The sequence below is a fragment of the Pontibacter saemangeumensis genome (assembly GCF_039541895.1).
GTDB lineage: Bacteria > Bacteroidota > Bacteroidia > Cytophagales > Hymenobacteraceae > Pontibacter > Pontibacter saemangeumensis.
Window position 1 is genome coordinate 333,670 of record NZ_BAABHC010000014.1, and the last position, 13,403, is coordinate 347,072.

A 13,403-nucleotide genomic window follows, 5' to 3' on the forward strand; every position below is an offset into this window, starting at 1 on the left:
TGGCATATAGATGAGAAGCATTCTAAAACCTCTGCTAAGCAGTATGAAAAGCCTATTTTTTATCAGCCGCAAATATAACACTATATTTTCGCTATCAGAAAGATAATGTCCTATAGTAAACTTCTTTCTTCATCAATTATTGTACACCTGCACCCGCCTGCCGCAGCGCTTTGGTTATGGAGTGTGCAGCGGTTTATAGAGGTGCTGACAGGCAGTTTACGAAGGACTAATTTGCCAAAGCTTTTGCCTGCCGCCTGTCCCGCTGGCTTAATTCCCATGGCGTTTTATATGGCCCCTGAGCACCAGGGCACTTTAAGCAGAAAAGCCTGCCAAATATTGACAGGCCTTCTGCTAAATCAACCATTCTTAATCAACAAACAAAATCACTAAACATAAACTGCAGGTCTAATCTCTAAATCCCGCCTGTATCATCGGCTGCGCACACGCGCACAACCCGCACGGTGGGATATATCACGTTCACGGCTGTGCAGATCTGCGTGGGCTCATCGTCCACTTCCAGCGACACGCTCAGGCGGCGCCCCGCCTGCCGGTACTCCCCGGGCAACGTGCTGGTGGTGACATAGCCACCGTGCAGCTGCCCGATATAGCTGTTGCTTTGGTTACCGGTGACTTTGGCATCGTCCTGCAGCTTCAGAACATACCAGCCGGGCTGACAGGCATCCGGCCCCACTACCTCGGCCTGCATACAGGCCGGCGCGGGGTCGTTGCTCTCCGAGCAGCTCACCACCAGCAGCGACAGGCACAGGTAAACAAGCACGATATAGAGGAAGCTTCTCATTCTATTCTGATCAGGTTGCTTTTTTGCTGCCTCCGGGAAGGGTACCCCTTCGGGCACCACCTCCTGAAAGACAGTTTTTTCATAGCTTTATTTTGAGCGGGAAAAATATTCCGGGTAAAGTTGCTGCTGCCGACTTAGGCCAGCAGGGCAAACACGAGCAGCAGCAGGAGCGCATACCACCCGTACAGGTTCTGCCGCAGCACCACGAGCAGCACATATAGAGTATTGCGTAAGGTGTTCATGGCGGCGGCAGGTTTAGGTTCTGATGTACGCTCGGTTAGATGACCCGCCCCCTGGCCGAAGGGTTGCAAGGCGGTTTAAATTTACCGGGCTTTTTTGCCTGCGCCCAGTTCGTAGTTCACGGCCATGTTCACGCCGATGGTGTAGGGCTTGCCTTGCGGTGCCTGCGTGTTCTCCGGCTCTGCCAGCAGCGTCGTGAAATAGCTCCTGACCTCGGGCCCCAGCGTCACGGACAGATGGTTGGCCAGTCGCTTGCCGACCCCAGCCGACACGTTGCCCGACCACTGCAGCTTGCGAAAAGGCGAGTTCTCATTCACATCATACTCGACGTCCGTCACCTCCGATGCAGAGGTAAGGATGGTTGTCTGCAGCAGGATGTTGGCCGCAACCCCTGCACCGCCATACCAGAACCAGTCTTTGCCCATATTGCCCTCGTACTGCAGGCCCACCGGCACGGTAAGATAGCGGTAGCGGTGGTTTACCTTGTACTCCGGGGTTTTGGCCACCGCCAGCGAGTCGGTTGCGAAGTTTGTGCTGATAGAAGGCAGGAAGATCGAAGTCGGCCCGTTGGAGTCGTAGGCGTCTGCGTACGCATTGCCCCAGAACTGCTGGATCACATAGCTTGATTTCGAGCGCGACGTGTTTTGCAGGAACCCCAGCCCTGTCAGCAGTTTAATTTTCTTGCCCAGCCTGAAACTCGTTTTCACCTCCACACCATAGGAGAAACCGGGGTCAGTGTTCTCGTCGTATTCCTCGCGGGCCTGGTCCATATATAAAGACGACAGGGCTGTGGCAGAAGGCCCCCCCGGCATAAAGCTTTGCCTGCTGGAAGCGCCCATCATCTGGTTCGGGATGCCGATGTTCTGGTCGAAGTAGCTCGGCGCGTAGGCCATGCCCAGCGACCAGCGGCTTCTTTCCGCGCTACTCTCTTTCGCTGACTTCTTGCTGCCGGCAGCGACGGCTTCGTTGCCGGCTACAGCCAGCGCCTTGCGGGCTTCCTCCTGCTGCTTTGCACGCGCCATGACCTGCTTGTTCTGCTTCACGAAATTGTCAGTAATGCTTTCGGTAGTCGCAGGGGCAGCAAGCGACGAGCGGGGCGCCATGGTGTTGAAGGCAGGCTTTTCCCCGGTTGCGCCCAGCGCAGCCATGGTGTTCCGAATCGGTTTATAAAGGGAAAGCCGTGTTTCTGCAGCCCCGGTAGCAGGGCTTGCTGCTTGCGGTGTTGTCAGGGCCAGCGAGTTCTCGGCGGCTGGCTTGCTGCCAGATGCCTCAGAGGTCGTTATTTCTATATCTTTGCTTGCGGCGTTTGTACTAATCTTATCGCGTAGAGCGGCGGCAGGGACAACTGCGATGGCGGCAGGCCCGACAGGCTGATTGCCGACAGAAGCTCCCTGAGGCGCTGTTATCGTATCTGGTATCGTTGCCTGTTGCCTGGTTTGATTGGCCTTTGTACCGGCGATAGTAGGTTTTGCCTGTTTAGTGGCTCCTGCTTGATTGGTTGCGGTGCTTTGTTCAGTTGGCGTAGTGCTGGCAGAAGGGGCAGGAGACACAGTGGCCAAGGGCTGCCGCGAAGCAGGGGCGCTGCCGAAATAATAGGCACCGACACCGCCCGCCACTAAAAGCAGCGCGATGCAGGCGGCGGCCAGCTGGCGATAGAACACCGCGCGCTTCTTATACTCGCCGTTTTCCTGCACCGTCAGGCTGTGGTCTATACGGCTCCAGAGCTGCTGAGACGGAGACGCCTCAGCATCGTACATGCGGTTCCTGAACTCGTCTTCGAGTTTGCCGCGCTTATCGTTAGCTGCTGATGACATTTTCCTTGTAGTTATTTTCCTGGCGGGCGATCATGTTCTGCAGGATGGCCCTCGCACGTGAATACTGTGACTTAGACGTTCCCTCCGAAATGTCCAGCATCTCCCCGATCTCCTTATGGTTGTAGCCTTCGATGGCATACAGGTTAAACACCATCCGGTAGCGGGGGGCCAGGCTCTGCACCATGCTGAGCAGTTCGTCGAGAGAGTAGCCTGTCAGGCTGAAGTTGTCGGAGGCAAGGTTGTTTACCTCATCGGCCTCGTGCGACACCGTGAGCAGTTGCTTGCTGCGCAGGTGTTTCAGGGCGGTGTTCACCATGATTTTGCGTATCCAGTACTCGAGCGGGCAGTCCCGCTTAAACTTCCCGATATGGGTGAACACTTTCACGAACGCCTCCTGCATCATGTCTTCGGCCTCGAACGTGGTAGGGGCATACCGCAGGCAAACCGCCATCATCTTCTTTGAGTACTGGTCATACAGGAGCTGCTGCATGTCGCGTTTGCCCGCGATGCACCCCTCTATGAGTTTGTCCTCATCTGACTTTGGTTTTGTAAAAAGCTTCAAAAACTGCCTGTTTAGTTTGCCCTACACATTCACATGATGCCAGCCTGAGCCAATTGGTTGCAAGCGCGCGAAAATAATTTTATACCACTCCCTGCCAATGCATGGATGTACAAATAAGCATCGGCATTTGGCAGGTAAATATACAGGATTCAGGCATTTGTAGCTGTTGCCGGAGCAGCCTAAATCCCTGAAAATTTAGGATTGCTGCCTGATGGAGGGGCAGTGCACGAGCCATATACTGCAGGTCTTTTATGCGAAACCCTATATAAGCAGCGAAGCCTCCGGTTCGGGAAGCTTCGCTGTTTATATAGGGTTGCAATGTAGAATGCTAAATAGGGTTGCCTGTTAGAGCATATGCAGGTGCAGCAGTTTATAGCCGAACACCAGCAGCAAGGTAGCCAGCAACAGCCAGGCATAGCCCACCACTTTCACGGCGACGGCTGATGCCCTGGTGGAAGCACCCATCTCCTCGTACGCCTGCAGCCTCGCCTCCTGCCGTACGGCCTTCAGCAGCAGTTTGTAGGAGATGCGCAGGCCCGCCGCCGCCATCACCACATCATCTATATAGCCGAATACCGCCGTCATATCCGGCACAAGGTCCACCGGACTGATGGCGTAGCCAATGGTAAGCGCCAGCAGCACGCGCACGTACCAGGCCACGCGCCCGTCGCGGTAAGCAAGGTACAGGGCGTATATCTCTGTGTTGATGGAGTGTGTCTTCTGCTTCAGGGCGTGTAGCTGTGTCATGGTTTGCCTGCTTTGTTTTGTACTTTTAACGAAGACGAACCCAACACTACTTGTACTATATCAATTTTGTGGTATGATTCTCACGCACAGGCAAGAAGCAATAACGTGAAAGAACGCTATATATTGCTTTCCCGGCTATGGCCTGAAGCTATATATAAACGTGAATTATATATAAACGTGAGATGGGAGCGGTATCCGCACCGAGATAACGCCTCTGTCAACTGTTCCAGATTTCCCAGGCGGCGTCAGCCTGCCGGTACAGCATGCCCAGGCCGTTGCAGGTTTTGGCGCCCGCCGCCGCCCCGTTTTTCAGGAACTGCGTCTCCTCCGGGTTATAGACCAGGTCGTAGAGGTAGTGCGCTGCGGAGAGCGCCCCGTAAGGCAACGGCGGTGCCGCCGCCGTGTGCGGGTGCATCCCGATGGGGGTGGTGTTGACAACCAGGTTATAGCCCTGCAGCAGCGCCGGTGTCAGTTGCTCGTAGCTTAGTTCATTGGAACCAGGGGTGCGCGACACAGCCCTGTAGGGTATGTTTAAGGCATTCAGCGCCGCCCACACTGCCTTAGCGGCCCCGCCTGTGCCCAATACCAGTGCCTGCCCCCGCTCCTGCCGAGGATAAAACGCCTCAAGAGACTCCTTAAACCCGATGTAGTCCGTGTTAAAGCCTTTCGTTCTCCCTTCGCTTATCCGGATGGTGTTCACGGCGCCGATTTTTGCGGCAGCTGTGTCCAGTTCATCCAGCAGGGGCAGCACGTCCTGCTTGTACGGCACCGTCACGTTCAATCCCGCCAGTTCCGGCTCCCGTTGCAGCAGCGCCGTCAGTTCCCGCGCATCCGGCAGTTCATATAGTTCGTAACTGGCGTCCTGGATCCCCTCGCGCTCAAACTTTTCCGTGAAATACTTTTTGGAGAACGAGTGGCCGAGCTTTTTGCCGATAAGTCCGAATTTGCGCATGCTGTTTATACTTTAGGGGAATCGTCGTCAGTAAAGTGGTCGATGAGATACACGAGCAGGAAGCCGAAGATCGCCAGCAAAATGCCGTAGAACAGGTAAGACTCGTGCCCGGTGAGGGTTTCGTAGGTGCCCGGCAGCACGTTTTCCTGCACCAGCGGCTTCACTTCGCCATGCCGGTCGGTGTAGGTCTCCAGGGTTTGCTTCCAGGGCCACACCTTGTTCAGCGAGCCGACCATAAAGCCGGTGAGCAGGGCCACGGTGGCGTTGTGATAATTTTTGAGCGCCCAGTTCAGCACGTGCGAGAAAGCCAGGATGCCCACCAGGCAGCCCAGTCCGAACACGGCCACAATGCTGATGCGCAGCTCTTTCACCGCCCCCAGGATAAACTCATACTTGGCCAGCAGCACCAGCAGGAAACTGCCGGAGATACCCGGCAAAATCATGGCGCAGATGGCGATGGCGCCGGAAAGGAAAATAAACCAGTAGGCCTCCGGTGTCTGCGTGGGGGTGGCCACGGTCACATAGTAGGCAATGGCCGCGCCAATCAGCCCGAACAGCACGACGCCGACTGTCCAGCGCGGTATTTTTTTGCCCACCACCACGGCCGAGGCAACGATCAACCCGAAGAAAAAGGACCAGAGCAACTCCGGGTAGTTCTCGAGCAGGAACAGGATAACGCGCGAGAGCGAAATAATGGAGAACATGATCCCTGACAGCAGCACGACCAGGAAACTGCCGTTGATGTGCCGCCAGAAGTCAATTAACCGGAAGCGCAGGAGCAGCCTGATGGCTTCGCCGTTTACGGAGCGGATAGAGCTCAGCAGCTCCTCATATATACCTGTGATAAAGGCAATTGTCCCGCCCGACACGCCGGGCACCACATCGGCGGCGCCCATTCCCACTCCCTTCGAGAAAAGCAAGAGGTATTCTTTTAATGATCGTCTTTGCATACAGATGATAACGGCAAACGAATGGCGGCTAAAAGCAAAATTGCCCGTGCGGCCATACCGACGGGCAATTTATGCTATTGTATTTAAAGTTTAACCTTTCAGGTTCGACTTTTCCATATCCAGGAAATGGCTGAAGGTATCGCCGCGCAGGCCCAAACGGATTGTCTCCAGCGGAATCACCTCGCTCGGCGCAATGTTGCCCAGGTTCACGTTCGCGCCCAGCAACTTGATAAACCACACCTGCTGTGATTTCTGCGGGGCCTCCCACAGGATTTTCTCAAAGGGGATCTTGGTGAGGATTTCTTCCACCAAGCCGCTGCGCACCTCGCCGGTAGAGCGGAACAGGCCGACGTTGCCGCCTTCGCGGGCCTCGCCGATCACCTTCCAGGCACCAGCCTCCAGTTCTGCCTGCATCAGCCTAATCCACATATAGGGCGGGATGATTTTCTGATCGTCCTTGGAGCCAACCTCCGACAGCACCGTTACCTGCTCCGAAAGCGTTTTTATATAGTTGCACTTCACCTCGTGCTCCATTTCCAGCGAGCCGTCCGACACCTCGGCAAATGTCATCTCGTATTTGTCGAGCACGCGACGGTAGTCCTCAAACTGGTTGCGCACGATAAAGGCCTCGAAAAGCGTGCCTCCAAAGTAAACCGGTATCCCGGCAGCCCGGTACACATCCAGCTTCCGCTGCAGGTTCGGCACCACGTATGAGGTAGCCCAGCCCAGTTTCACAATGTCAACGTACTCTCCGGCAACTTCTATAAAGTCTTCTACCTCGCGTATGCTCAGGCCCTTGTCCATGGCCATGGTATAACCGCGTTCGCGTGGCTTTGGCGCACGCTCTGGAATGCTGTTCAGCGAATAATTCATTTACTTTTATTTGCGATACTGATCAATTAACCGGGATAGCGCACGCTGCGACTCCAGTTCAGGAAAGAACTCGAAGAGCAGCTTGTGCTTATCGAAGTCCAAAACTAACGCATTTTCCAGATAATTGTAAGCTTCGCGGTATTTTCCTGCCGAAAGCATATAGGCACACGCCCTATAGTACAACTCAGCCTCCTTCGGCTGAATCTCGATGGCGTTTAATATAATATCGGTCGCCTCCTCAAAATTGCCCTGCTCATATAGGATGATGGACCAGTTGAGGTAGATGTCCTTGTCGTCCGGCCGGATATCGGCGGCGCGCTCGTAGCTCTCCAGCGCCGACACCACATGCCCCACATGGTACTCCGCGGCGGCCAGCGCCACCCAGTAGTCGGCGCTGTCGTCGTACAGGTCCACCGCCTTCTTAAAGAAATGCACCGCCTCGTGCCACTTGTTCTGCGCATCCAGGATCATCCCGATGCCAAACCAGGCCTCGTCCATCTCCGGGTCCATGTCCACGGATTTCTGGTAGTAGCGGCGCGAGAGGTCCCACTGCTGCAGTTTCTCGTAACACTCGCCAATGTTGCAGTATACCTCGGCAGAGGGCGCACTGTGCTCCACCATCGCATTAAAGGCCTCGATCGCCTTTGGGTAGTCGCCTACGAACACCAGCGCATTGGCCATGTTGTTGTAAGCCGTGATGAACTTCGGGTCGATGATGGTGGCGTAGTCGTAGGCGGCAATCGCTTTGTCGTAGGCGCCCATCTTGTTGAACATGTTACCCAGGTTGAACCATGCCACTGAAGAGTAGGGCTCGTTGTCCACGAACTGCTGGAAAAAGGCCACGTTCTCACTCATCGTGTTCGTCACCTCCAGGCAATACAACACCTCCTGCATGGCGGCCTCGTTCTCCGGGTTCAGCTCGATGCACTTTTTGTAGTACTTAACCGCCGAGCTGAACTTGCCCCACGTCTGGTAGGCCAGCCCGATGTTGAAGAATATATCGTCGCGGTCGTCGGAGGCGTAGGCCAACGCTTTCTTGAAGTGGTCGATGGCCTCCCGGAACTCGCCGCGCTGCGTGAAAATGATGCCGCGCGTGAGCTGCACGTCCGCGTTCTCCGGGTCCACCTCCGCCACGCGGTTTATCAGCACAAGCGCATCCTCGAAGCTGCCTGCCATGGCCAGCAGCTGCGCCTTGTCTATCTGCAGTTCCGTGGAGAAGGGGTACTGGGCAATGGCAGAGTCGCAGGCAGCCAGCGCCTTCTTGTATTCAAAATTAGCGGTGTAGTGGTCAATAATATATTCAAAATCCGTCAGGTCGAAGAAAACCGTCTCATTGCTGCCGAGCATGCGCTCGAAGCGTTGTATCAGTTCCAACTCCTCGCTATGTTCTTCAAAGTTCTCTTTCATCTCCGATATCCAACAAGCTGCCCTAAAAACAGCCTATGCTTTATTACATTTTAACGGGGCAAATAGTTTATTCCCGGGGCCCGGCCGCCATGCCCAGGGCGGCCGGCTGCAGCTGCCCGCAAACCCATTCAATTGATTCAGAGACCGGTCTGAATGAAAAGTTGAGGGCCGTACAGATTTTGCTGTTGCTGAATTCGTGGCGCTTCGCCGAAACCCGGGCCGTGTCTTTGGTGATGAGCGGCCGGGCGCCGGTAAGCCAGGCGCGGGCATGCTCAAAACGCCACACTGCTTCGGCCACCAGCGACGGCACCCGCGTGCCGGGCGCTTTTTTGCCGAAGCAGCGGGCCGCCTGCTCAAAGAATGACTGATAGCTGAGCAGGCCTGCATTCAATATAAATCTTTCTCCTGAAATATCCGAGAAGGTGAGCCGCAACATGGCCTCTACCACGTCCCGCACATCCACAAAATTGGCACTGCCCCCGGTGTAGAAAGGCCGCTCGCTGTAAACGTACTTAAAGAGCTGGGTGCTGCTGCGGTTCCAGTCGGCGGGGCCAAGGATGATGGAAGGGTTCACGATCACGGCATCCAGCCCCTCGGCCACGCCGCGCCACACCTCCAGTTCGCCCCAGTACTTAGAGCTGGCGTAGGCGGAGTGCTCCTCTGCGGGGTCCCACTTGCTGTCTTCTGTGATCAAAGCCGCATTTTTCGGTCGCCCCACCGCCGCGATGGAGCTCACGTGGCACAGCTTGATGGCCGGGTGCTCCAGGCATACGTCCACGATGTTGGCGGTGCCGTCAATATTCACCTGCTTCAGCAGCTCCCCGTCCTGCGGGGCGTACGACACCACGCCCGCGCAATGGAACACATAGGTTACCCCCTGCAGCGCCTCCCGCAGAAAAACGGGGTCCAGCACATCGCCCTCCAGCCACTGCACCTGTTCGCTGCCCGGTATAGCCGGTACCTGCCCCCGGTAAAGCGCTTTTACCGGGTGCCCCCGCTGCAGCAGCGCCGGGATCAAAAATGTACCGATCAGGCCGCTGCCGCCAGTTACGAATACCATATGGGTGGATGTATAGATGGTGATGTAATAGCTTAGAGTAGGTTGTTGCGGAGCGGCAGCGCAAGCGCCTTGCTCAGGTATTTGCTGCTCAACACCTTCTGCAGGCTGGCGGTGTGTTTCAGGCCGTGTGTGTCAGAGCCCAGGAAATCCACCAGGCCTTCTTCTATCAGGCGCTCGGCATAGTCTTTGGCCCCCGGCGAGTAGTAGCCCGTGAGGGAGTTGAGGTTAGGCTGAAACAGCACGCCCTGCTCCCGCAGCGCCGCCAGGGCATCGAACTTCCCATAAAAATAAGTATACCGCTCGGGGTGCGCCAGCACCGGTTTATAGCCTTTGGAGCGCATCATGAAGATGGCCTCCCGCAGGTTCAGGGGCTCGTTCAAGAACGAGGTTTCGAACAGCAGGTATTTGTCCCCGAAGGTCAGCAGTTCCTCGTTGTTCTCCAGCTTCTCCAGGAATCCCTCGTCCAGGTAATACTCCGCGGCGCAGCCAAGCTCTATCTCAATGCCGGCCTCCTGCACCGCCTGCCGCAGCAGGTCCAGTTTGCCCCGGATGATTTCGGGGGTGTTCTTGTAGAAGTCGCTCATGATGTGGGGCGTCATGATGAGCTTGCGGTAGCCGAAGTCCTTCATGGCCTGCACCAGTTCCAGCGAGCGCTCCAGGCTTTCGGAGCCGTCGTCGATGCCAGGCAGGATATGCGAATGCATGTCCACGCCCAGGGCACTGAAAGACTCTTCCAGCGGCGCACTATCTCCAAAAAGGTTCTTAAAGAACTGTATCATCTGCAACGTTTTGGCACCTGTGGCAATACACCGACTGCTACGGGGTAATCAACCTTCAAAATAACGGAAATTAAAGGCGCTGTCAAAATAAAGCCTTATCACACTTGCCCTTCTCTCTGCAAAAGGACTTTAAGCCTGTAAAGAGGCGGCTTCCGCTTTTCTGATCGATACCCGCTGCACTCGTGCATTAATCCCTAATTTCATATATGAATCCCCTACAGCAATACGAGTAGCTAAGCTTCAATAATTTTGCCATATCGATAATAAACCGCCCATATATTACATATATATAAATATCATCATGATATAAAAGAAGTATTTTGCGATTCTACAAAAAAATTAACCAAAATAGGCTGCCTTTTGCATAGCTTTGTAAACTACGGGTTTACAAAGCCGTTATACAGGATACTACCTTATACACCCGCTACACTCAAAAAGATAAATGGAATTAAGAACGACTGAAAACCAGCGCATGATTGCGGACATGGTCCGTGATTTCGGTGCAAAGCATATAAAGCCCCGGATGATGGAGTGGGACGAGAGCCAGGAGTTCCCGGTGGAGGTGTTCAAGAAGCTGGGTGAGCTGGGTTTGATGGGCGTGCTGGTACCGACGGCATATGGCGGGTCGGGCTTTGGCTACGTGGAGTACGTCACCGCCATCGCCGAGCTTTCCAGGATCGATGGCTCCATCGGATTGTCGATGGCGGCGCACAACTCGCTGTGTACCGGGCACATCCTGCAGTTCGGCAACGAGGAGCAGAAGCAGAAATACCTCCCCAAACTGGCGACCGCCGAGTGGATCGGCGCCTGGGGACTAACCGAGCCCAACACAGGTTCCGATGCCGGCAATATGCGCACCGTGGCCGTGCAGGACGGGGACGACTGGGTGATTAACGGGGCCAAGAACTTTATCACGCACGGCAAGTCGGGCAACGTGGCGGTGGTGATTGTGCGCACCGGCGAGGTGGGCGACTCGCACGGCATGTCGGCCTTCATCATCGAGAAAGGCACCCCGGGCTTCAGCGCAGGGCGCAAGGAAGACAAGCTGGGCATGCGCGCCTCCGAAACGACGGAGCTGATATTTGAAGACTGCCGCGTGCACAAAAGCCAGATGATGGGCAACGTGGGCGAAGGCTTTGTGCAGGCCATGAAAGTGCTGGACGGCGGCCGCATCTCCATTGCCGCGCTTTCGCTGGGCATCGCGCAAGGGGCCTTCGACGTGTCGCTGGCGTACTCGCAGGAGCGCAGCCAGTTCAACAAGCCCATCTCCAGTTTCCAGGGCATTGCCTTCAAGCTGGCCGATATGGCCACTGAGATTGAGGCGGCCTCGCTGCTGACGTACCAGGCGGCGGATATGAAGAACCGGGGCCTGAACGTGAACAAGGAGTCTGCCATGGCAAAGTACTATGCCTCAGAAGTGGCGGTGCGGGCGGCAAACGAAGCGGTGCAGATCTTTGGCGGATATGGCTTCACCAAAGACTACCCGGCCGAGAAGTATTACCGCGACGCCAAGCTTTGCACTATCGGGGAGGGAACAAGTGAGATACAAAAACTTGTTATATCAAGAGCGATACTGAAGTAAAGGCCTGTTGGGGCGGTGAAAATCGCCTTTTGCCCTGCTTTCAACAGAAAATCCGGCTTTGGCAGAAATAAATTCAGCCAATCTGTTGATTTTTAAGTATAAGCTTAGTTAAATTTGCAACCCTAACTCAAAGAGAAACGAGATAAACATGATTATTATTAACGTAAAAGATAACGAGTCAGTAGACCGCGCATTAAAGAGATTCAAGAAGAAATTCGAGAGAACCGGCGTTTTGAAAGAGCTTCGATCCAGAGCTTATTTCGAGAAGCCGTCTGTTTCCAAGAGAAAGCAAAAAGAGAGAGCAGTATATAAGCAGCAGCTCTTCGCTGGCGAAAACTACTAGTCTTTCTAACAACATACTCTATTTTTCCATAATTTAGTATACCTGCTCCCACAACAGCAGGTATACTAAATTATGGATTTATTTTTTAAGTACCTCCAGTACGAAAAGCGGTACAGCCCGCACACCCTTACCTCCTATCACACTGATCTCGGCCAGTTTGCCCAGTACCTGCAGCAAACGTACGAGATCACCGACGCCGCCGAGGCCCATCACTCCATCATCCGCTCCTGGATACTGACACTGGTGCAGCAGAACATACAGCCGCGCTCCATTAACCGCAAGATTGCCTGCCTGCGCTCCTATTACCGTTTCCTGCTGGCGCAGCAGCGCATCGAGGTGAACCCCATGCTGCGCATTAAGGCGCCCAAGGCCTCCAAGAAACTCCCGGGCTTCGTGTTGGAGGAGCCCTTCAACACCCTGCTCGACAGCTTCACGTTTGAGGAAAATTTCGAGGGCCAGCGCGAACGCCTGATCCTGGAGTTCCTGTATGGCACCGGCATCCGGCTGGCGGAGCTGCTGGGCGTGCAACATACTGACATTGACCACCGTGCCAAAACAGTGCGGGTACTGGGCAAGGGTAACAAGGAGCGTATCGTGCCCCTCAACGACTCGCTCCTGGCCAGCATCGGCACTTACGAGGTGCAGAAGAAGCACTATTTTGGTGATAACAATTCGGTAAACTTGCTCGTTACTAATAAGGCTCGTCCCCTATACCCAAAATTCGTTTACCGCGTCGTTAAAAAGTACATCAGCTTGATCACTACCTCCGAACATAACAGCCCGCACGTGTTGCGCCATTCGTTTGCCACGCACCTGCTGAATAAGGGGGCCGACCTGAACGCGATCAAGGACCTGTTGGGGCATGCGAGCCTTGCGGCAACGCAGGTATACACGCACAATTCAATTGAGAAGCTTAAATCGATATTCGAGAAAGCCCATCCAAAAGCATAAGTTTAATCATTAAATGTAATAACTATGAAGCTACAAATGCATTCCGTTAACCTCGAAGCTGATGAGCAGCTGAATTCCTTTATTCAGCAGAAGGTGAATAAACTGGAGACATTCTATGACAGGATAGTAGACGGGGAGGTATTCCTGAAGAATAACAACAACGATGGGATTAATAATAAGACGGTAGAGATCAGGCTGTTTGTACCGGGCTCAACGCTTTTCTCGCAGGAGGACGCGCCGTCGTTTGAGGCAGCCGCCGATGCCGCCGTGGATGCGATGCGCCGCCAGCTGAAGAAACACAAGCAGAAGCAAACGGCACATTAACGGAAGCTGCGCTTCCATCC

General features: G+C 54.7%; 14 protein-coding genes. 4 read left to right on the forward strand and 10 right to left on the reverse strand.

Translation table 11 applies throughout. From position 1 onward, the window contains the following. Positions 1-412: 412 nt before the first annotated feature. The 10 genes from ABD920_RS12075 to ABD920_RS12120 all read right to left on the reverse strand — a co-directional run bounded on the left by ABD920_RS12075 (position 413) and on the right by ABD920_RS12120 (position 10,183). Positions 413-799: a hypothetical protein gene (locus ABD920_RS12075; RefSeq protein WP_345159311.1), complete on the reverse strand. Its 387-nt coding sequence runs from the start codon at positions 797-799 to the stop codon at positions 413-415. 323 nt (positions 800-1,122) lie between these two features. Then, on the reverse strand, positions 1,123-2,853 hold the full coding sequence (locus ABD920_RS12080) for an outer membrane beta-barrel protein (protein WP_345159313.1): 1,731 nt from the start codon (positions 2,851-2,853) through the stop codon (positions 1,123-1,125). Continuing rightward, the gene (locus ABD920_RS12085) at positions 2,837-3,415 is read right to left on the reverse strand and encodes an RNA polymerase sigma factor (protein WP_345159314.1); all 579 of its coding nucleotides are present in this window, start codon (positions 3,413-3,415) and stop codon (positions 2,837-2,839) included. The genes ABD920_RS12080 and ABD920_RS12085 overlap by 17 nt, the downstream gene beginning before the upstream one ends. A 345-nt stretch (positions 3,416-3,760) precedes the next feature. Further along, positions 3,761-4,162: a YkvA family protein gene (locus tag ABD920_RS12090; protein ID WP_345159316.1), complete on the reverse strand. Its 402-nt coding sequence runs from the start codon at positions 4,160-4,162 to the stop codon at positions 3,761-3,763. Positions 4,163-4,379: 217 nt separating this feature from the next. Further along, on the reverse strand, positions 4,380-5,114 hold the full coding sequence (locus ABD920_RS12095) for a shikimate dehydrogenase family protein (RefSeq protein WP_345159317.1): 735 nt from the start codon (positions 5,112-5,114) through the stop codon (positions 4,380-4,382). A gap of 5 nt (positions 5,115-5,119) precedes the next feature. Further along, the gene (locus ABD920_RS12100; RefSeq protein ID WP_345159319.1) at positions 5,120-6,064 is read right to left on the reverse strand and encodes a polyprenyl-phosphate transporter; all 945 of its coding nucleotides are present in this window, start codon (positions 6,062-6,064) and stop codon (positions 5,120-5,122) included. Positions 6,065-6,154: 90 nt separating this feature from the next. Further along, entirely contained in the window at positions 6,155-6,937 is a 783-nt protein-coding gene (locus ABD920_RS12105; protein WP_345159320.1) for a phosphosulfolactate synthase, read from the reverse strand. A gap of 6 nt (positions 6,938-6,943) precedes the next feature. Next, positions 6,944-8,344, reverse strand: coding sequence for a tetratricopeptide repeat protein (locus ABD920_RS12110; protein WP_345159321.1), 1,401 nt, complete (start codon positions 8,342-8,344; stop codon positions 6,944-6,946). 67 nt (positions 8,345-8,411) lie between these two features. After that, positions 8,412-9,404 carry an NAD-dependent epimerase/dehydratase family protein gene (locus ABD920_RS12115; protein ID WP_345159325.1) on the reverse strand — a complete coding sequence of 331 codons (993 nt, stop codon included), beginning with the start codon at positions 9,402-9,404 and terminating at the stop codon, positions 8,412-8,414. A 32-nt stretch (positions 9,405-9,436) separates the two neighbouring features. After that, entirely contained in the window at positions 9,437-10,183 is a 747-nt protein-coding gene (locus tag ABD920_RS12120) for a tyrosine-protein phosphatase (RefSeq protein WP_345159327.1), read from the reverse strand. Positions 10,184-10,625: 442 nt separating this feature from the next. On the opposite strand from ABD920_RS12120, the gene ABD920_RS12125 reads away from it, so the two are divergent. The 4 genes from ABD920_RS12125 to hpf all read left to right on the forward strand — a co-directional run bounded on the left by ABD920_RS12125 (position 10,626) and on the right by hpf (position 13,383). Continuing rightward, positions 10,626-11,765 carry an acyl-CoA dehydrogenase family protein gene (locus ABD920_RS12125; RefSeq protein WP_345159329.1) on the forward strand — a complete coding sequence of 380 codons (1,140 nt, stop codon included), beginning with the start codon at positions 10,626-10,628 and terminating at the stop codon, positions 11,763-11,765. Between the two features lie 148 nt (positions 11,766-11,913). Beyond that, a complete protein-coding gene (gene rpsU / locus ABD920_RS12130; protein WP_345159332.1) occupies positions 11,914-12,108 on the forward strand; it encodes a 30S ribosomal protein S21 in 195 nt (64 codons plus the stop codon). Positions 12,109-12,180: 72 nt separating this feature from the next. Further along, entirely contained in the window at positions 12,181-13,059 is an 879-nt protein-coding gene (locus tag ABD920_RS12135; RefSeq protein ID WP_345159334.1) for a tyrosine-type recombinase/integrase, read from the forward strand. Positions 13,060-13,083: 24 nt separating this feature from the next. Further along, a complete protein-coding gene (hpf, locus tag ABD920_RS12140) occupies positions 13,084-13,383 on the forward strand; it encodes a ribosome hibernation-promoting factor, HPF/YfiA family (protein ID WP_345159335.1) in 300 nt (99 codons plus the stop codon). Positions 13,384-13,403: the final 20 nt, after the last annotated feature.